This window comes from Gordonia sihwensis (assembly GCF_029632925.1).
GTDB lineage: Bacteria > Actinomycetota > Actinomycetes > Mycobacteriales > Mycobacteriaceae > Gordonia > Gordonia sihwensis.
The window spans coordinates 1,213,477-1,232,047 of the sequence record NZ_CP121248.1 but is presented as its reverse complement, the minus strand read 5'-3'; the positions used below and the strand labels follow the sequence as shown (position 1 = coordinate 1,232,047).

Genomic DNA, 18,571 nt, shown 5'->3' with positions numbered 1-18,571 from the left:
GTCGTCAGTTCACACCCAGCGCAGTCGCCACGGCGACGGGATCGACCTGGATCGCATCCACCTTCGGCATGCCGAGCAGCGCCGTGTCCGGGTCCTTCAAACCGTTGCCGGTCACGGTGCACACCACGGTCTCCCCCGGCTTCACCCAGCCCTCCTCGCGGCTCGCGAGCAGGCCGGCGACGCTGGCGGCCGAGGCCGGCTCCACGAAGACGCCTTCGCGTCCGGCGACCAGCTTGTACGCCTCGAGGATCTTCTCGTCGGTGGCCGCCCGGAACATGCCGCCCGACTCGTCCTTGGCGGCGACGGCCTGGTTCCAGCTGGCCGGCGAGCCGATGCGGATCGCGGTCGCGATGGTCTCCGGGTCGCTCACCGGGGCTCCGTTGACCAGCGGCGCGGCACCGGCGGCCTGGACGCCGAGCATGCGCGGCAGGGAGTCGATGATCCCGTCGGAGTGGTACTCGCGGTAACCCTTCCAGTACGCGGTGATGTTTCCCGCGTTACCGACCGGGAGTGCGTGCACGTCGGGGGCCTTGCCGAGGACGTCGACGATCTCGAACGACGCCGTCTTCTGGCCCTCGATGCGGGCCGGGTTCACCGAGTTGACCAGCTCGATCTCCGGGTAGTCGGCGGTCACCTTGCGCGCGAGCTCCAGACAGTCGTCGAAGTTGCCCTGCACCTGGATCACCTTCGCGCCGTGCATGACGGCCTGAGCGAGCTTGCCCATCGCGATCTTGCCCTCGGGGATCAGCACCGCACAGGTGATTCCCGCGCGCGTCGCATACGCCGCAGCCGACGCCGACGTGTTGCCGGTCGAGGCGCAGAGGACCGCCTTCTTGCCGTTGTTGACGGCATTGGTGACGGCCATCGTCATACCGCGGTCCTTGAACGACCCGGTGGGGTTGAGCCCCTCCACCTTGAGGTAGACCTCGCAGCCGGTGATCTCCGAGAGCACCGGAGCCGCCACCAGCGGCGTCGCGCCCTCCAGGAGGGTGACGATCTTCCAGTCGTCGCGCACCGGCATGCGGTCGCGGTAGGCCTCGATCAGGCCCGGCCATCCGCGGTGGACGGGCTGGTACTCGGCGTTAGTCATTGGTTCCCTCCAGACGGAGCACGCTGGACACCTTGATTACGGAGTCCATCTGTTCAAGTGCGGCAACGGTTTCCGACTGTGCGCGGTCGGAGGCGCGATGTGTGACGACGATCAGCCGGGCGTCGGTGCCCGCGCCCTCCTGGCGTACCGCGGCGATGCTGACGTCGCGCGCCGCGAACTCGCCCGCCACCTGCTGAAGGACTCCGGGCTTGTCGGCGACCTTCATCGAGACGTAGTAGCGCGTCGGGACCTCGTCGATCGACGCGATCGGCAGCGAGGCATACGTGGATTCCAGCGGACCGCGCCCGTGGTACACCCGGTTCCGGGCGGCCATCACCAGATCACCGAGCACCGCCGATGCGGTGGGTGCGCCGCCGGCGCCCTGACCGTAGAACATCAGGCGGCCGGCATTCTCCGCCTCCACGGCGACGGCGTTGAACGCGCCGTTGACGGTGGCGAGCGGGTGCTCCAACGGAACCAGCGCCGGGTAGACGCGGGCGGAGATCTTCTCCCCGTCGGCGGTCTGGATGCGCTCGCAGATGGCCAGGAGCTTCACCGTGCAGTCGAACTTCTTCGCCGCCTCGAGATCCTTCGAGGTGATCTTGGTGATCCCCTCGCGGTAGACGTCCGACGCGGTGACCCGGGAATGGAAGGCGATCGAGGCGAGAATCGCGGCCTTCGAAGCCGCGTCGTATCCTTCGACGTCCGCGGTGGGATCGGCCTCGGCGTAGCCCAGCCGGCCGGCCTCGGCGAGTACCTTGCCGTAGCCCGCGCCGGTCTCGTCCATCTCCGAGAGGATGTAGTTGGTGGTGCCGTTGACGATTCCGGCCACCCGATTCACCGAGTCGCCCGCGAGCGACTGGGTCAGCGGGCGGATCACCGGGATCGCGCCCGCGACCGCCGCTTCGAAGTACAGGTCGACCCGGTTGTCCTCGGCCGCCTTGGCCAGTTCGCCCGAGTGCGCGGCGATCAGCGCCTTGTTGGCGGTGACGACGGACTTGCCCGACTCCAGGGCGGTCTTGATGAGCGCGCGGGCCGGCTCGATGCCGCCGATCAGCTCGACCACCATGTCGACGTCGTCGCGGGCGACGAGGCTGTGCGGATCGTCGGTCAGCAACGCCGGATCGACGCCCTCGCGCGCTCGGGAGGCATCGCGCACCGCGACGCCCCGGAGCACGAGCGGCGCGCCGATCCGAGCCCGCAGGTCGGCGGCGTTCTCGGTCAGAATCCGAACGACCTCGGTGCCGACATTGCCCATGCCCAACACGGCCACGCCGATCGGACGGGATGATTCGCTCATTCCGGGTCCACCTCCAGGCTCAAGAAGTCCTCCACCGTCTCCCGCCTCAGCATGAGCCGGGACCGGCCGTCATTGACTGTCGCGACCGCCGCACGCGGCACCATGTTGTAGCGGCTCGACATGGAATAGCAGTAGGCGCCGGTGGCGCCCACCACGAGCAGATCGCCCGGGGCCAGGTCGTCCGGCAGCCAGCAGTCGCGGATAACGATATCGCCGCTCTCACAGTGCTTGCCCACCACCCGGCAGACGACGGCCTTCGCGTCCGAGACCCGCGAGGCGAGCCGGACGTCGTACTCGGCGTCGTAGAGCACCGTGCGGATGTTGTCGCTCATGCCGCCGTCGACCGAGACGTACCGGCGCACGGTGTTCCCGTCGAGTGCGACGTCCTTGACGGTTCCCACCCGGTACAGCGTCACGCCCGCCGGCCCCGCGATCCCGCGACCGGGTTCGACCGCGATGGTCGGCATCGGCAGGTTCAGCGCGGCCGACTCGCGGCGGACGATCTCCGCCAGCGCCTCGGCCAGCACACTGACCGGCGGCGGGTCGTCGCTCTCCAGGTATGAGATGCCGAGACCGCCGCCGAGGTCGAGCACCTTGAGCTGCGAGGTCTTCTCGACCCCGAACTCGGCGACGATGTCGGCGAGCAGGCCGATCACCCGGCGTGCGGCGAGCTCGAATCCGTCGATCTCGAAGATCTGCGAGCCGATGTGGCTGTGCAGCCCCACCAGACGCAGGTTGTCGGCGGCGAAGACCGCGCGAACCGCGTCGAGCGCCACACCGCCGGCGAGTGCGAAACCGAACTTCTGGTCCTCGTGCGCCGTCGAGATGAACTCGTGAGTGTGCGCCTCGACGCCCGGAGTCACCCGGACCAGCACGTCGGCGACCACTCCCCGTTCACCGGCGAGACGGTCCAGACGCTCGATCTCGATCATCGAGTCCAGGACGATGTCCCCGACACCGGCGTCGAGTGCCGCCGCCAGTTCGTCCTCGGCCTTGTTGTTGCCGTGCAGCGCGATGCGCTCGGCGGGGAATCCCGCGTGCAGCGCTACCGCCAGTTCGCCTCCGGAGCAGACGTCGAGCGAGAGGCCCTCGGACTCGATCCACTTCGCGACCTGCGAGGAGAGAAACGCCTTCGACGCGTAGTGCACGCGGCCGTACGGCCCGAACGCCCGCTGCATGTCGGCGCAGCGCGACCGGAAGTCCGCTTCGTCGTACACGAACAGCGGGGTGCCGTACTGCTCGGCGAGCCGGTCGACCCGGACTCCGCCGATCGTCACGACGCCGTCCTCGTCGCGGACGGTCCCGCGCGGGTAGACGTTCTCCGGGATACGGGAGAGCTCTTCGGGGCGGTTGGGGCGCTCCGCGAGATGCGGAGCGGCGAGGATCTCGGCGTGGCGGGGGCCGGCGGGGTGTGCCATCACATTCTCTCCGGAGCGCTGACGCCGACCAGCTCGAGGCCGTTGGCGAGGACTTGGCGGGTGGCTTCGCAGAGCGCGAGCCGGGCGGCGTGCACATCGCCCGCCTCCTCGTCGCCCTGCGGGAGGACGCGGCAGCGCGCGTAGAACCGGTGATAGGCACCGGCCAGCGACTCCAGGTAGCGGGAGACCCGATGCGGTTCGCGCAGTGCGGCGGCGGTGGCGACCACCTCGGAGAAGTCGCCGATGGTGCGGATCAGATCGCCCTCGGACTCGTCGTCGAGAAGCTCCAGACGCGCGGTGCTCGCCGACAACCCGAGCTCGGCCGCGTGACGGGCCAGCGCCGACAGCCGGGCATGCGCGTACTGCACGTAGTAGACCGGGTTGTCGGAGGACTGCTTGCGCAGCAGATCGAGGTCGATGTCGATGTTGACGTCGATCGACGAGCGGATGAGCGCGTAGCGGGCGGCGTCGACTCCGACCGCCTCGACGAGGTCGTCGAGGGTGATGACGGTTCCCGCGCGCTTGGACATCCGGACCGGCTGTCCGTCCCTCACCAGATTCACCATCTGCCCGATGAGGACCTCGACGGCTTCGGGGTCGTATCCCAGCGCGGCGGCCGCGGCCTTCAGCCGAACCACGTAGCCGTGATGGTCGGCGCCGAGCATGTAGATGAGGTGATTGGCGCCGCGGTCGTGCTTGTCCTTGAGGTAGGCGATGTCGCCGGCGATGTAGGCGGCGTTCCCGTCACTCTTGATGACGACGCGGTCCTTGTCGTCGCCGTAATTCGTCGACCGCAGCCACCAGGCGCCTTCGGCCTCGTACAGATTCCCGTTGGCCTTGAGCTCGTCGATCGCCTGCTCGACGAGGCCTCGATCGAACATCGAGTTCTCGTGCGTGTAGACGTCGAAATCGGTGCCGAACTCGTGCAGCGTCCGCTTGATGTGCGCGAACATGAGCTCCACGCCCTCGGCACGGAAGACCTCCCGCGCCTCCGCGACCGGCAGCTCGAGGACTCCGGGCGACTTCTCGACGACGGTCGCGGCGATCTCGTCGATGTACTCGCCGGCGTACCCGTCGTCGGGGGTCGGCTCGCCCTTGGCCGCGGCCAGCAGCGAGTTCGCGAACCGGTTGATCTGCTCGCCGTGGTCGTTGAAGTAGTACTCGCGCGTCACCTTCGCGCCGCGTGCGGTGAGCACGCGCCCGAGCGCGTCGCCCACCGCGGCCCAGCGTGTGCCTCCGAGGTGGATGGGGCCGGTGGGATTGGCGGACACGAACTCCAGGTTCACGTTCAGCGCCGAGAGCTCGTCACCGCGGCCGTACGCATCCCGCTGTGCGAGGACGGCGGCGACCGTCTGATTCTGTGCGGCCGCGGCCAAGCGCAGATTGACGAATCCGGGTCCGGCGACCTCCGCGGAGTCGATGCCGGGGTCGGTCGCGAACTCGTCGGCCAGCCACGTCGCCAGTTCGCGCGGATTGGCTCCCGCGCGCTTGCCCAGTTGCAGGGCGATGTTGGTGGCGTAATCGCCGTGCTCCGGGCTGCGCGGACGCTCCACGACCACGGTCTCCGGAATCAACGACGTATCGAGGTCATGAGCGTGGAAGACCTTCTGCGTCGCAGCGCGAAGCAGAGCAGCGAGTTCGGTGGGAGTCACGGGAACCTATCTTATTGTCCCAGGTGCGGTTCACGACAATCGGACCTCGGTGCCGGGAATCGGCGCTGTCCGAGGCCCCACCCGCCGGGCGAAGTGCTCAGGGCAGGTTCAGCTGCCAGGACACTCCGAATCGGTCGTTGACCCAGGCGAAGGCCTGCGAGAAGCCGTAGTCGCCGATCGGCATCAAGACCCCTCCGCCTTCGCCGAGAAGTGCGGCGAGACGCTCGAGCTCGGCGCGATCGTCGACGTCGACGAACAGCGAACTCGACGGGGTGAAATCGAAGGCGTGGCCGACGGCGCTGTCGCTGACCAGCACCCGCAGGCCGGCGAGATCGAGTTCGGCGAGCATGATGCCCTGGGCCGGGTCGGCGTGCGGCGTGGACGTGACCACGCGTCCGCCGGGGAATGCGGAGAGGTACAGGTCGATCGCGTCGGCGGCGACGGCCCCCTGGAACATGAGGAACGGACGGATCTGCGTCATGACGCGAGCGTAGTGGCGGTAGCGCGGTTCAGCAGCCGAGCAGGGTCGCGAGTTCGTCGATGCCGCGAACGTGGAAGCGATCGTCGGGGCAGTGCGCCTCCGGCTTGGGCTCCGGACCCCATTCCGCGGGCCGCTCCACATACGCCGTCTGCAGGCCGAATCCACGCGCCGCGGCGAGATCGGTCACGTGCGTCGCGACCATCAGGACCTCACCGGGATCCACCCGCATCAGCCGCGCGAGCCCGAGGTACACCTCACCGGACGGTTTGTAGTGGTGCCAGAGGTCCGAGCCGCCGATGAAGTCCCAGGGCAGACCCGCGGACTTGGCCATCTCGGTCAGGAGTGCCACGTTGCCGTTGCTCAGGGCGCAGATCGTGTACCTCTCCTTGAGGCGCCGGAGTCCCTCGGGCGAATCCGGCCACGCCGGGAGGACGTGCCACGCGTGCACCGCGGCGTCCAGCTTATCGGCACCGGCCCGGATTCCGTGCTCTTCGCGCAGCAGCCGGTCGAGTGCTTCGCGATGCAGATCGTCGAGCAGCGTCCAGTCCCGGCTCCCCTGTTCCACCTCGGCCAGTGCCGGCGCGTAGGTTCGTCGCCAGGAACGCGCCAGCGCCGAGGCGTCGATCTCCGGAAAGATCTGAGCCAGAACACGACTGACCCCGGTATGCCAGTCGGCCACCGTCCCGAAGGTGTCGAAGGCGATCACTTTCACCGAGGGCGCGCCGGTAGTCGAAGTCACCCGGTCAGTGTCGCATCGCCGGCACGTGAGTACTCGGACGCCTCCCGGATCTGTTCCGGCGTCGGCGTCACTCCGGTGTAGAGCGCGAACTGTGCCGCGGCCTGTCCGGCGATCACCGCGTCTCCGCTGATCGTCTCGAGTCCGCGGGCCCGCATCGCCCGCACCATCGGCGTGTCGGGCGGCATCGCCACCACGTCGAGACAACCGGTCGCCGCGTCGACGAGAGCCTCGTCGAACGGCAGCGCGTCGGCGTCCGGTCCCCCGGCCATGCCGATCGGCGTCGCGTTGACGAGAGTCGCGGGGGCGAGTCCCGCTGCGTTGACCGCATGCCGGTAGCCGTATCGCGCGGCGAGCACGGCACCGGCGGCCCGGTTGCGCGCGACCACGGTCACATCGGTGAAGCCGGTCGCACGCAGCGCCGCGACCACCGCCTTCGCCATTCCGCCGCTTCCGGCGACGGCCACCGGCGCGGTGCGATCGAAGCGCGAGGCGGCCAGCAGGTCGGCGACCGCCTGATAGTCGGTGTTGTACGCGTGGAGCACGCCGTCGTCGTTCACGATCGTGTTCACCGAGTCGATGGCCGCGGCCGACTCCTCCATAACGTCGATCAGGTCGATCACCGCCTCCTTGTACGGCATCGACACCCCGGCACCGCGGATCGGGAGGCCACGGATCCCGGTCACCGCCGAGGCGATGTCGGTCGGCGCGAAGGCCTTGTAGACGAAGTTCAGGCCCAACCGGTTGTAGAGATAGTTGTGGAAGCGGGTCCCGATGTCGGACGGCCGCGCCGCCAGCGAGACGCACAGCACGGTGTTTCGGTTGAGAGCGCGGGAATGCGGGGCGGTCATGGACCGACCGTAGCGGGCAGCCGGTGCCACGAGCCACCGAGCCGGCGACCGATTCGCTCTGAAGAATGCGAAACATGCAATTCTATCACGCCGCTGAAATCACTCCCGACGAGTTTGACATCGGTCGGACAATTCACCATCGTGACCCTTGGGACGACCATCGATCGTTTGACCACAGATGGGCCGGTACACGGCCCGGGACCGGCGGATTCCAACGACATCCCTCAGTCCAGTCTGGCGTGAAAGGTAAAATGTTGAATAGTGTGAAAAGAGTTGCGATCATCGGCGCGGGGCCCAGTGGAATGGCAGCCCTGCGCGCTTTCAAATCGGCGGAGAAGTCCGGCTCCGAGATCCCCGAAGTGGTCTGTTACGAGAAGCAGGACGACTGGGGTGGACAGTGGAACTTCACCTGGCGCACCGGAACCGACGGGTACGGCGAACCCGTGCATTCGAGCATGTACCGGAATCTGTGGTCCAACGGCCCCAAAGAGGCGCTCGAGTTCGCCGAGTACACATTCGACGAGCATTTCAACCGTCCGATCTCCTCTTATCCTCCTCGCGAAGTCCTCTGGGATTACATCAACGGCCGTGCCGTCCAGTCGGGTGTGAAAGAACTCGTCCGATTCGCTCACGTGGTGCGTCGGGTGGAATTCGACGATGAGACCGAACAGTTCACCGTCACCGTCGACGATCTGCGCGAGCATGTGACCTCCACCGAGGTCTTCGACGAAGTCATCGTCTCGACGGGTCATTTCTCATTTCCCAATGTCCCCGACATCGCGGGAATCGAAACCTTTCCCGGCGAGGTGATCCACGCGCACGAGTTCCGCGGCGCCGAGCGATTCGCCGGTCAGCGCCTGCTGCTCGTCGGGGGGTCGTACTCCGCCGAGGACATCGGCATCCAATCTCACAAGATGGGGGCCCGGCACGTGACGATGAGCTACCGGTCGCGGCCGCAGGGATTCGCGTGGCCCGACGGTGTCGACGAGAGACCGCAGATCGACCGGATCGACGGCGGTGTCGCCACCTTCATCGACGGCTCATCCGGAGAGTTCGACGCGATCATCCTCTGCACCGGGTACCTGCACCACTACCCGTTCCTCCCGGAGCATCTGCATCTGCGTTCGCCCAACAACCTCTACCCCGGCGGTCTCTACCGGGGCGTGACGTGGCAGGCGAACCCGCACCTGCACTACCTCGGCGCGCAGGATCAGTGGTTCACGTTCAACATGTTCGACGCGCAGGCCTGGTATGTACGGGACCTCATCCTCGGTCGAGCCCAGCTCCCGTCCGCCGATGAGCGTGCCGCGCACATGCGTCAGTGGGCCGATCGTTACCGCGGCGTCGAGGACGACGCCGCCGCGGTGCGTTTCCAGGCCGACTACATCCGCGATCTGATCGAGCAGACGGACTACCCGATGTTCGACCTCGACGAGGTGGTGCGGATCTTCCTCGAATGGAAGGCCGACAAGAAGCGGAACATCCTCACCTACCGGGATCAGGTGTACCCGTCGGTGATGACGGGAACGATGGCCGCCGTTCACCACACCCGCTGGATCGACGAGCTCGACGACTCCCGGGAGCGCTACCTCGAATCCCAACCCACGGCCGACCGTGTGACGAGCTGACGGCCACCGGCGCAGACGGCCGGATGTCGGAGGGCGCACCTACAATCGGGGCAGCATCCGCGCGACGAGGAGCACAGCGTGCAACAGCCGTCACTCTTCGAGCCCGACGACACCGGCCGTCCGCTCGCCGACCGAATGCGGCCTCGGTCGATCACGGAGGTGGTCGGGCAGGACCACCTCCTCGGCCCGGACGGAGCGATCGGCCAGATGGTCGCCGAGAAGCGGCTGGCGTCGATGATCGTGTGGGGTCCCCCGGGCTGCGGCAAGACGACGATCGCGCGGCTTCTCGCCGAACAGACCGACCTCGTCTTCGAACCGCTGTCGGCGACATTCGCGGGAGTCGCCGATCTGCGGAAGGTGTTCCGCGCGGCGGAGAAGCGCCGCGAGCTCGGCCGCGGCACCCTGCTGTTCGTCGACGAGGTGCATCGGTTCAACCGCGCGCAGCAGGACTCCTTCCTTCCCTACGTCGAAGACGGCACCGTCGTCCTGGTGGGCGCGACCACCGAGAACCCCAGCTTCGAGCTCAACGCCGCCCTGCTCTCCCGCTGCCGAGTCTTCGTTCTCAAACGACTCGAGGAGGCCGCGCTCGTCGAGTTGGTCGAACGAGCCGAGACTCTGACGGGACGGGAGCTGCCCCTCGACGGCGAGGCCCGGCAGGCGCTGATCGCGATGGCCGACGGCGACGGACGCTATCTGCTCAACCTCGTCGAGCAACTCGGCCACATCAGCACGCCGATCGGCGTCGACGAGTTGGTCCGGCTGGTGCAGCAGCGGGCTCCCCTGTACGACAAGTCGCAGGAAGGGCACTACAACCTGATCTCGGCCCTGCACAAGTCGATGCGCGGCTCCGACGCCGATGCCGGCTTGTACTGGCTGGCCCGGATGCTCGACGGCGGAGAGGATCCGCTCTACATCGCCCGGCGCATCGTGCGCTTCGCCGCCGAGGACGTGGGCATGGCCGATCCCCGGGCGCTCGCGCAGGCGCTGGCCGCGTGGGACACATACGAGCGGCTCGGCTCACCCGAAGGTGAGCTCGCCATCGCACAGGCGGTGGTGTACTTGGCCACCGCGCCGAAGTCGGTCGCCGTCTACCGGGGGTTCGGGGCGGCCCGGGCCCTCGCCCGGCGCACCGGATCGCTCATGCCGCCGAAGCACATTCTGAATGCGCCCACCGGATTGATGCGCGAGCTCGGCTACGGTGCCGGCTACCGCTACGACCCGGACACCGAGGACGGATTCTCCGGGGCCGACTACTTCCCCGAAGGCCTGGAGCACGAACCGCTGTACCGGCCGACGGCCAACGGTTTCGAAGCCTCCGTCCGCGAGCGCATCGCCGAATGGGACCGGTTGCGTCTCCGCCGCCGCGGCGAGGGACGGTGACCGCGCCTCAGCGGATCGAGCGGTACACCGCGGTCTCGAAGTCCAGGAAGGCGGCGACCGACGCGGGATCGGCGAACGGCAGCACTTGCGAGCCCCACATCCCGGCGACGTCCGCCTCCCTGTCGATCCAGTAGTAGAGGTTGGCCAGTCCGGCCCACGCGAGCGAGCCTGCCGACCGGCCCGTCGGTGCGGGCTCGTCGTTGACCATGAACGAGTAGGCCCACGACTTGGACTGCCCGGGGAAGAACTCCGCGTCGTGAGTCAGGGCCGGCGCCGACCCGACGAGCTTTCCGACCTTCAGCTCGCCCAGCCCGTTCCGGGATGCCGCCCGCACGGTCTCGGGCGCGAGCACCCGACCGCGCTCGCCCTCGCCGTCCCGCAACCACATCCGCAGGAAGCGGGTGTAGTCCGGGATCGTGGCGTACACCCCCTGTCCGCCCATGTCGACCTCCGGGTCCTGCGGAAGCACCAGGCCGGTGGCGACCAATGACCCGTCGTCGACGCGCTGGTGGACCTCCGCGCGACGATCCGCCATCGACCGGCTCATGACGAAGGCCGAATCGTCCATGCCGAGGGGCTCGAACATCCGCTCCCGCATCACCTGCGACAGCCGTTGTCTCCGAACGGCTTCCACCACCAGCCCGGCCCAGTCGATGTTGGTTCCGTATCCCCACCGAGTCCCGGGGTCGAAGAGCAGTGGCGAGGTGAGGCATTCGCGGGATGCGGTGAGAATGTCCGGCTGTCCCGTCGACTCGAGCAGGCGGGCGTACTCCGGTGAGAAGAAGGAGTACGACAGGCCCGCCGTGTGGAGCAGCAGCATCCGGGTGGTGATCTGCGTCGACGGTGCCCGCAGTCGCGGTGAGCCGTCCGGGGCGAAGCCCTCGAGCACCTGCAGCCGGCTGATGTCCGGTACATAGTCCGCAGCCGGGGCGTCGAGGTCGACCAGCGCCTCCTCCACGCATTGCAGCACGGCGGTGGACGTGAGCGCCTTGGTGCACGAGAAGATCGCGAATACCGTGTCGGCGGTCATCGGCCGACCGTCGTCCACGGACCGGACGCCCGCGGTGCCGAGGTAGGCGTCGCCGCCGCTGCGGGTGACGGTCGCGACGACGCCGGGCACGCGCTGGGCGTCGTCGGCGGAGGCGGCTCGGTTCAGAATGTCGTCGAGGCGAGTGAGGTCGGGCATCGGGATCTCCTGTGCAGCAGTTGATGACACCAGTGATCCTGGCCGGTGTTCACGGCCGGGTACGTCTGCGAACGGCAGGCACCGTCTCTGAGCGGCGACCTTCTCGTAGCGGAGACTCGTCCTTACCGGCGGCGGGTCACGACCGCGCGCGAGCGAGCGTCTCGGAGGGGTTCTCGCCGAACCTGCGTCGATAGGAGGCCGCGAAGACGCCGAGGTTCACATAGCCCCAGGCGTGGGCGGTCGCCGTCACCGACTCGACGCCGGAGCGCAGTTCGCGGTAGACGCCTTGGAGGCGCTGCTCGACGAGATAGGAGCGCACCGACGTTCCCAGATAGCGAGCGAATCCACCGCTCAGCGACCGCACGCTCACGCCCGCCGCGGCCGCGATCTCGGCCACCGTCGGCAGGTCGCGGGCGTGGGCGTCGATGAAGTGCGCCGCGGTGCGGACATAGCCCGGTGCCGCCACGGCGGGCCGACGTTCGAGGTCGACGGCGGCCCGCAGCGCCCAATCGTGCAGGAGTTGCGCGGCGATGAGCTCCTGCAGATGGAGCCCGATTCTGCCCGAGGCGACTGCCTCGGGCGAGATGGCCGCCGTACTCGTCGCATACCCGAGCAGATTCCACCACGGGCTCCCCGATCCGCCGATCACGGCGCCGCGGGACCACAGGGCGTCGTCGGGGACGTGGCCCCACCACTGCAGCGAGAGGTCGGCGAGCAGTCGGTGCGGCACCGTGAGATTGAGCTGCAGATGGTCGTCGTCGGCGGCGAGCCGGAAGTCGGTGCGGCTGCAGTCCGCGACGAACGTCTGCCCGGCCCCGAGTTCGGTCCCCTCGGCGCGCCCCACCCGGTGCCGCGTCCGTCCGCGCAGCGTGGTCAGAACCAGCACGTTGCCCGCTTCGGCGTCGAAGTCCCGCAGTGCCACCTCGGTGCCGTACCGGAAGTGAGTCATGGTGATCTCACCGACGTCGATCGAGAACATCGACGAGCAGGGCGACGTCGAACGGCCAGACGGCCGGACGTCGAACGACATGTACTTGTCGTCGGTCCACGCCGCGATCGCATCCCAGTCGGTCTCCGTCACGGACGAGAGGACACCGTTCGGGCGCGGATCGAGCTGTGTCGGCATGGTCGGTAGGCTACTGACACACTGCGACGTTCGGCAGGGATTCAGCAGGCCGGGCGAGGTCTGGGAAGACCGCTGAGAATGATCAGCGCTGACAGATCTGGTGCCCCCCGTAGGATTCGAACCTACGACCTTCTGCTCCGGAGGCAGACGCTCTATCCCCTGAGCTAGGGGGGCTCATCGGGCGAAAGCAACATTAGCGCACAGGGACCTCACCGCCCAACACCGGGGTCACCGCAGCGCGTCAGACGGCGATCAGCTTGGCTCCGGCCACTTCCCGGTACCGGTCGGGCGTGCAGGTCAGGACGATGATCTGCGCATCGCCACCCGCGGTGCCGAGCACATGGGCCATCGAGGCCAGGCGCGTCGGATCGGTGTAGCCGAGCGCATCGTCGAGGATCAACGGCACCCCGTCGGCCTTGTCGACCAGAGTGGCGCAGGCGAGCCGGGCGAGCAGACCGAGCTGCTCCTTGGCACCGCCCGAGAGCGAGTCGACGTCGACCGTGACGCCGTCGAGGGTGCGGGTGGCGATGACGAAGTCGTCGTCGATGTGGAACGACACGCCGGAGCCGAAGACCGGGGCAGCCAGCTCCTCCAGACGCTCGGCGAATGGATCCACGTACCGCGCGCGGCTCTCGTTGCGCTTGCGCTGCAGCGTCTCGTGCAGCACACGCGCTCCTGCGGCGCGCTCTCGGACGCGTTGCAGGTGCGCCTGCGCGGCGTCGTTCGCCGCGACCGCCTCCGACAGTTCATCGAGACGTCCGTCGCTTCGGCACACCTCGAGTCTGGTCGACAGCTCGGTCTGGATTCGCTTCTGCTCCGACACCTGCCTGCGCAGCCGGTCCTGCGCGGCCTCGGCCTGCGCGAGCTTCTCGCGCAAACCGTTCAGATCCAGCTGCTCGAGGCGCTGCGTCAGCCGAGCCAGATCCGCCTCCGCGTCGTCGACCTCGGCCGCGTGCTCACGGACCCGCTCCGCGAGCGTTTCGTCGGACGCCGCGGCGGCGGAGTCGCTGAGCTCGGACTCCAGCGCGGCCGACTCTTCGGCGATGCGGACGCCGGTCTCCTCCAGCGCCGATGCCCGCGACTCGTACTCACGCACCGCTGCCAGCCGCGCCTGCCGTGCTCGGTCGGCTTCCGCGGCGAGATCGGACGCGTCACGCTCGATCCGCCGGAGCTCGGCGAGGTCGGCGTGAGCGCGCTCTCCCTCGTGCCCGTTGCCTGCGTCTGCTCCCGCCTGCTGAGTGAGGCGAGACAGCAGGTCCAGGCGCTGCCGTTCGAGGTCCTCCGCCTCGGCTCCGCCGAGCTCACGCGCCAGGGCACGCTCGGTGTCCTGAATCCGCCGAAGGATCTCCGCTCGTCGCGCGGCCGCCGATGCGACGAGCGACAGTTCGGCTACTCCGCACCGGCGACGAAGCTCTGCGGCCCGCTCGCGGAGCGTCTCCAGTTCTGCGGCCGGCTCGGCGGAATCGGCGCCCGGCCGGACCTCGACGCGCACCGATCCCGGCACCTCCACGACTGTGGGCCGCGCCGCCGAGACCTGCGCACCGTCCGCCGCCGTCTCACCGTCGAGGAGGACCTCGTCCGCGCCCAGGCGAGTGATCGTGACCGTGGGTGCGGCCGCGTCGAGCCGAGCCGCGGTGGCGGCGAGATCGCGCTCGAGTGCGGCGGCGAGCCGGACGTCGTCCTCGCTCACCGGGACGGCCGCGGCTTCGGCACGCGCCGACGCCAATTCCGATCGCAGCCGCCGGACCTCGTCGAGTGAGTTGTCCAGGCGGGCCAGACGGGCCCGATCCGATGCGACCACCGCCGCCCTCTCGGCCGCCCGGAGTTCCGCGCCGAGGTCGTCTCGCCGCTTCTGCGATTCCGCGAGCGCCGACGCCAGCTCGGCCGCCTCGCCGGCGGCGGCCTCGGCCTTCGCGCGCGCCTGACTCACGGCTCGGCGATTCTCCGCGAGGGACTCGCGCAGCGCCGCGGCTCGTTCCCGGTCGCGCCGACGGCTTCGCAGCGCGTCGGCCGCGACCCGGTGCGACAGCTTCCTGCTCTCGACTGTGGCCAGAGCCGCCTTGACCTGCTCGCTCACCGCTTCGGCCTCCGCCAGCGCCGCGGCGGCGGTGGAGACCTCGACGTTGCCCGACTGCTCTTGCGCCACCAACTGCCGGATGGTCTCGGCCACGCGGGGAAGCCGATCAGCGGCGTCCTGAACCCGCGCCAGGATCTCCTCGCGCTCGGCGACCGCGGCGGCTGCCCGATCGGCCGCATCGGCGGCCGCGGCGAGTTCACCGGTCGGCCGTCCTTGGGCGAGGGTGAAGTACTTCTTGTACTCCGCGGCCACCGCCGCGACCAGTTCCTGGGTCTGCGGCGTCTCGCCGCCGTCCGACTCGGACTGTCCCGCCGCACGGTCGAGCGCCTGCGAGAGCGCCGAACTGTTCGCGAGGTCGCCCAACCGCGGGTCGGCCGACTGCAGCAACCGGAGCGCCCCGAACAACGTCTTGTCGAGCGCCTCCGCGAGAATCTGGTCCACACGCTCGTGCGCCTCGCGCCCGGTGAGTTGCTCACGCACCGGCCGCGTGATCGTCAAGGTGGTCTCCGGCTGCCGATTGAAACGTTTGAAGTACTCGAAACGCCAAGAGCCGCAAGAGATATCGGCCCAAACCTCGGTACCGACGTCGCGCCCCGCGGGCTGGACGGCACGGACGTTCCTCGCCTTGCTGCTCGCCTGAGCGGTCAGCAACAGGTCGAAGGCCTCCATCATCGACGACTTGCCCGCCTCGTTGTCGCCCTCGATGACGGTGACGCCCGTGTCGGCGAACTCCACCTCGCGGGCGGCCACTCCGCGAAAGTTCGCCACTCGGAGTCGGTGCAGTCTCATCGGCCCGCCCCCGCCAGCCGGTACAGCAGGGCGAGGGCCGCGCGCGCGTCGGCGGCGTCCGCGGCGTCGGAATCCGACGCCGCCCGCTCGGCCAGCTCGGCCGCGGCGAGCGCCGCATAGCCTTGGAGATCGAGCTGGGCGACATCGGAAGGATCGGACGCGACGGTCAAGTCGTGGTGCCGCTCCCAGATCTTCAACGCCGCGAACCGGTCGCCGAACTCGTCGAGCAGGTCGGCCAGTGCGACTTCGTCGGTCACGCTGATGGTCCCGGTCAACGCCAATTGCACCACTGTGCGCGACTTGTCCGGGATCTCGGAGAACAGTCCGCGCAGCCGCGCGATGTCGTCAGCACCGTTCATGTGCTCGCGGATCGTGCGAAACGACCACTGCCCCACGCGGTGCGGGGTCACCTCGATCGAGGACTCGCCGCCCCGGCTCAGGGTCACCTCCAGAACGTGCCCCGGCGCGGACTCGACATGATCGAACGCGGTCACCTCCGGCGCACCGGAGTACCACACGCGCCCCGAGTCGCCGACCGAAGTGAGCGAATGACGATCCCCCAGAGCGACGTAGTCGACGAGCTCCGCGGCCACCGCGACATCCAGGGCGGCGCTGCCGACGATCGACGGGTCGTCGTTGGGACTGAGCGAATCGACCCCGCCGTGTCCGACCACGATCCGAATGTCGTCGGACTCGGTCAGCTGGGACAGTTGATCGCTCACCAGGTCGGTCAACGGCCGTTTCGTGGTCCACGGGGCCGCCACCAATGCGACACCGTCGCGCACCGCCACCACCCCGGGCTCGTCGAGGACGATGACGTTGTCCGGGCAGGCGGCGACGAACTCGCGCGAGCGGTACACGCTGGTGGCATCGAGCGGATCGTGATTGCCGGGCAGCAGGTACACCGGGACCGGATACTCACCCAGCGCAGCGAGCGTGCGGCGGATGATCCGGGTCGACACCCGGGGGTCGTCGAAGACGTCTCCGCAGACCACGACGAACTCCGCTCCGGTGGCGCGTGCGAGATCGCCGATGCGCACCACTGCGTCATCGCGGGCCGCACTGTACGTCGACTGCGCGTCCCCGGACAGGAAGTGCCGGGTCATGCCGAGTTGCCAGTCGGCCGTGTGCAGGAAGGTGACGCTCCGTGCCGCGGCGGGCTCGGGCGCCGATTCCGCAGCGTCGGCGGGGACGGAGAACAATGCCAGCGGTTCGAGGTCGAACAGCGGTTCCGTCACGCACGACGCGCCGTCGAGCACCGAATCGTCGTAGGCCGGCCGTGACATGCTCCCGCTCCCTCCAGATCGTCTGTCGGACCGGAGTCGGCCCGTCGTGACGATGGTACGAGGCACCTCCGACAATCCGGGTCAGACGCGGCCGCGGCTCAGTCCGCCGAACCGACTCAGGTCCGTACGAGGAAGAGCGTGGCGACGGCACCCACCAGCAGGACGGCGGCGCCGAGATAGATCGACTCGCCCATCGCTCTCGCGAATCCGTCGCGCAAGAACTCCGGCAGCTGATGAACCTCGCCGCTGTGGCCGGCGGTGTCGACTCCCGGCAGGTGCGCCGAGAGCCGTGACATCATCAGCGCACCGATTCCCGCCGAACCGATCACCGAGCCGATGACCCGCGTGGTGTTGTACACGCCGGCGCCCGCCCCCGCCTGATGCCAGGGCAGATTCCGCGTCGCGGTCGCCGCCAGCGGCGCCCAGATCCCGGCGCTCGCCAGACCCATCAGGAGCGTGGGCGCGACCAGGAGCCACACCGGGCTCTCCGGCCGGAACACGGCTCCGGCCCAGAAGGACGCCACCGCATAGACGCACAGTCCGAGCGCGACCACGTTTCGCGGATGGACCCGGTCGAGCACGCGCCCGACGATCGGCGCGAAGATGCCGGTCAGCACGGCCATCGGCACCAGGACGATCGCCGACCGCAGCGGCGACATCCCGCCGACCAGCTGGAGGAAGAACATGATCGGGATCATCGAACCGGAGACGGCGAATCCCATCGTGGCGATACCCACGTTCGACACACTGAAGTTGCGGTCGCGGAACAGCGACAGGGGCACCAGCGGCTCCCCCCGCGTGCGGCTCTCCCAGAAGACGAACACCCCCATCACCGCGACTCCGGCGCCGATGAGCACCCAGATCCATGCCGCCCAGTGGTACGACTCTCCCTCCTGGATGCCGAAGACCAGCGCCGTCAGACCCACCGCGGACAGCGCGACGCCGACCCAGTCGAACTTGTGGTCGTGGGTCTCCACCCTGGGCACCAGCATCTGGGCGAGCACCAGTCCGACCAGCCCGACGGGGAGATTGACGAAGAAGATCCACTCCCACCCCAGCGAGTCGGTGAGGACGCCGCCGAGAAGCGGACCGACCAGTGTGGCGACACCGGCGACCGTGCCCCAGACGCCCATCGCCGCACCGCGCCGCTCGGGCGGGAAGATGCGGGTGATGAGCGCCATGGTCTGCGGTGTGATCAGCGCCGCGCCGAGTCCCTGCACGCTGCGGGCCGCGATGAGTTCGCCGATGCTTCCCGACAGTCCGCACCACACGCTCGCAGCGGTGAACAGGAACAGGCCGGCCTGGTACACCCGCTTCGGCCCGATCTTGTCGCCGAGACGGCCGGCGACCAACAGCGGCACCGCGTAGGTGAGCAGATAGGCGCTGGTCACCCAGACGATCCCGTTCACATCGGCGTCGAGCGCCTCCATGATCTGCGGCTGGGCGACCGCGACGATCGTCATGTCGACGAGGATCATGAAGAAGCCGACGCACAGCGCCATCAACGCCGCCCACGGCCGATCGGTGACCGATTTGAACACCGGAGTCTGCAGGGTTGTGGTCACGTGCGC

General features: G+C 68.7%; 14 protein-coding genes and 1 tRNA gene. 2 read left to right on the top strand and 13 right to left on the bottom strand.

The window, feature by feature from the left end; all coding sequences use genetic code 11:
- Positions 1 to 4: 4 nt before the first annotated feature.
- From thrC to P5P27_RS05780, 7 genes are all read right to left on the bottom strand, one after another.
- The gene (thrC, locus tag P5P27_RS05810) at positions 5 to 1,090 is read right to left on the bottom strand and encodes a threonine synthase (RefSeq protein WP_006896415.1); all 1,086 of its coding nucleotides are present in this window, start codon (positions 1,088 to 1,090) and stop codon (positions 5 to 7) included.
- Positions 1,083 to 2,390, bottom strand: coding sequence for a homoserine dehydrogenase (locus tag P5P27_RS05805; RefSeq protein WP_222111053.1), 1,308 nt, complete (start codon positions 2,388 to 2,390; stop codon positions 1,083 to 1,085). Before P5P27_RS05805 ends, thrC begins: the two co-directional genes overlap by 8 nt.
- Complete coding sequence (gene lysA / locus P5P27_RS05800) at positions 2,387 to 3,811, bottom strand: diaminopimelate decarboxylase (RefSeq protein ID WP_197078091.1); 1,425 nt, start codon at positions 3,809 to 3,811, stop codon at positions 2,387 to 2,389. The genes P5P27_RS05805 and lysA overlap by 4 nt, the downstream gene beginning before the upstream one ends.
- Positions 3,808 to 5,460 carry an arginine--tRNA ligase gene (argS, locus tag P5P27_RS05795; protein WP_006896418.1) on the bottom strand — a complete coding sequence of 551 codons (1,653 nt, stop codon included), beginning with the start codon at positions 5,458 to 5,460 and terminating at the stop codon, positions 3,808 to 3,810. The genes lysA and argS overlap by 4 nt, the downstream gene beginning before the upstream one ends.
- Positions 5,461 to 5,557: 97 nt before the next feature.
- Positions 5,558 to 5,941, bottom strand: coding sequence for a VOC family protein (locus P5P27_RS05790; RefSeq protein WP_006896419.1), 384 nt, complete (start codon positions 5,939 to 5,941; stop codon positions 5,558 to 5,560).
- 28 nt (positions 5,942 to 5,969) lie between these two features.
- Positions 5,970 to 6,680: a haloacid dehalogenase type II gene (locus P5P27_RS05785; RefSeq protein ID WP_278126843.1), complete on the bottom strand. Its 711-nt coding sequence runs from the start codon at positions 6,678 to 6,680 to the stop codon at positions 5,970 to 5,972.
- Positions 6,677 to 7,528 carry a shikimate 5-dehydrogenase gene (locus P5P27_RS05780; protein ID WP_278126842.1) on the bottom strand — a complete coding sequence of 284 codons (852 nt, stop codon included), beginning with the start codon at positions 7,526 to 7,528 and terminating at the stop codon, positions 6,677 to 6,679. Before P5P27_RS05780 ends, P5P27_RS05785 begins: the two co-directional genes overlap by 4 nt.
- Positions 7,529 to 7,830: 302 nt before the next feature.
- On the opposite strand from P5P27_RS05780, the gene P5P27_RS05775 reads away from it, so the two are divergent.
- Entirely contained in the window at positions 7,831 to 9,156 is a 1,326-nt protein-coding gene (locus P5P27_RS05775) for an NAD(P)-binding domain-containing protein (RefSeq protein ID WP_423201252.1), read from the top strand.
- 78 nt (positions 9,157 to 9,234) lie between these two features.
- Positions 9,235 to 10,536: a replication-associated recombination protein A gene (locus tag P5P27_RS05770; RefSeq protein ID WP_278126838.1), complete on the top strand. Its 1,302-nt coding sequence runs from the start codon at positions 9,235 to 9,237 to the stop codon at positions 10,534 to 10,536.
- Between the two features lie 7 nt (positions 10,537 to 10,543).
- Here P5P27_RS05770 and acmB read toward each other — a convergent pair whose 3' ends face one another.
- The 6 genes from acmB to P5P27_RS05740 form a co-directional block, all read right to left on the bottom strand.
- The gene (acmB, locus tag P5P27_RS05765; protein WP_278126836.1) at positions 10,544 to 11,722 is read right to left on the bottom strand and encodes a methyl acetate hydrolase AcmB; all 1,179 of its coding nucleotides are present in this window, start codon (positions 11,720 to 11,722) and stop codon (positions 10,544 to 10,546) included.
- A 136-nt stretch (positions 11,723 to 11,858) separates the two neighbouring features.
- Positions 11,859 to 12,848 (bottom strand): AraC family transcriptional regulator, encoded by a 990-nt coding sequence (locus P5P27_RS05760; RefSeq protein ID WP_278126834.1) that lies wholly within the window; start codon positions 12,846 to 12,848, stop codon positions 11,859 to 11,861.
- A 98-nt stretch (positions 12,849 to 12,946) separates the two neighbouring features.
- Positions 12,947 to 13,022: transfer RNA gene (locus P5P27_RS05755), tRNA-Arg, on the bottom strand.
- A 67-nt stretch (positions 13,023 to 13,089) separates the two neighbouring features.
- Positions 13,090 to 15,714: an AAA family ATPase gene (locus P5P27_RS05750; protein ID WP_278126833.1), complete on the bottom strand. Its 2,625-nt coding sequence runs from the start codon at positions 15,712 to 15,714 to the stop codon at positions 13,090 to 13,092.
- Positions 15,711 to 17,000, bottom strand: coding sequence for a metallophosphoesterase family protein (locus P5P27_RS05745; RefSeq protein WP_278126832.1), 1,290 nt, complete (start codon positions 16,998 to 17,000; stop codon positions 15,711 to 15,713). The genes P5P27_RS05750 and P5P27_RS05745 overlap by 4 nt, the downstream gene beginning before the upstream one ends.
- Before the next feature lie 116 nt (positions 17,001 to 17,116).
- Positions 17,117 to 18,502 (bottom strand): DHA2 family efflux MFS transporter permease subunit, encoded by a 1,386-nt coding sequence (locus tag P5P27_RS05740; RefSeq protein WP_278127413.1) that lies wholly within the window; start codon positions 18,500 to 18,502, stop codon positions 17,117 to 17,119.
- Positions 18,503 to 18,571: the final 69 nt, after the last annotated feature.

Coding starts and splice junctions, on each gene's coding strand:
- thrC (WP_006896415.1), bottom strand. CDS start 1,090: ATGACTAACGCCGAGTACCAGCCCGTCCACCGCGGATGGCCGGGCCTG.
- P5P27_RS05805 (WP_222111053.1), bottom strand. CDS start 2,390: ATGAGCGAATCATCCCGTCCGATCGGCGTGGCCGTGTTGGGCATGGGC.
- P5P27_RS05790 (WP_006896419.1), bottom strand. CDS start 5,941: ATGACGCAGATCCGTCCGTTCCTCATGTTCCAGGGGGCCGTCGCCGCC.
- P5P27_RS05780 (WP_278126842.1), bottom strand. CDS start 7,528: ATGACCGCCCCGCATTCCCGCGCTCTCAACCGAAACACCGTGCTGTGC.
- P5P27_RS05775 (WP_423201252.1), top strand. CDS start 7,831: ATGGCAGCCCTGCGCGCTTTCAAATCGGCGGAGAAGTCCGGCTCCGAG.
- acmB (WP_278126836.1), bottom strand. CDS start 11,722: ATGCCCGACCTCACTCGCCTCGACGACATTCTGAACCGAGCCGCCTCC.
- P5P27_RS05760 (WP_278126834.1), bottom strand. CDS start 12,848: ATGCCGACACAGCTCGATCCGCGCCCGAACGGTGTCCTCTCGTCCGTG.
- P5P27_RS05750 (WP_278126833.1), bottom strand. CDS start 15,714: ATGAGACTGCACCGACTCCGAGTGGCGAACTTTCGCGGAGTGGCCGCC.
- P5P27_RS05745 (WP_278126832.1), bottom strand. CDS start 17,000: ATGTCACGGCCGGCCTACGACGATTCGGTGCTCGACGGCGCGTCGTGC.
- P5P27_RS05740 (WP_278127413.1), bottom strand. CDS start 18,502: ATGGCGCTGTGCGTCGGCTTCTTCATGATCCTCGTCGACATGACGATC.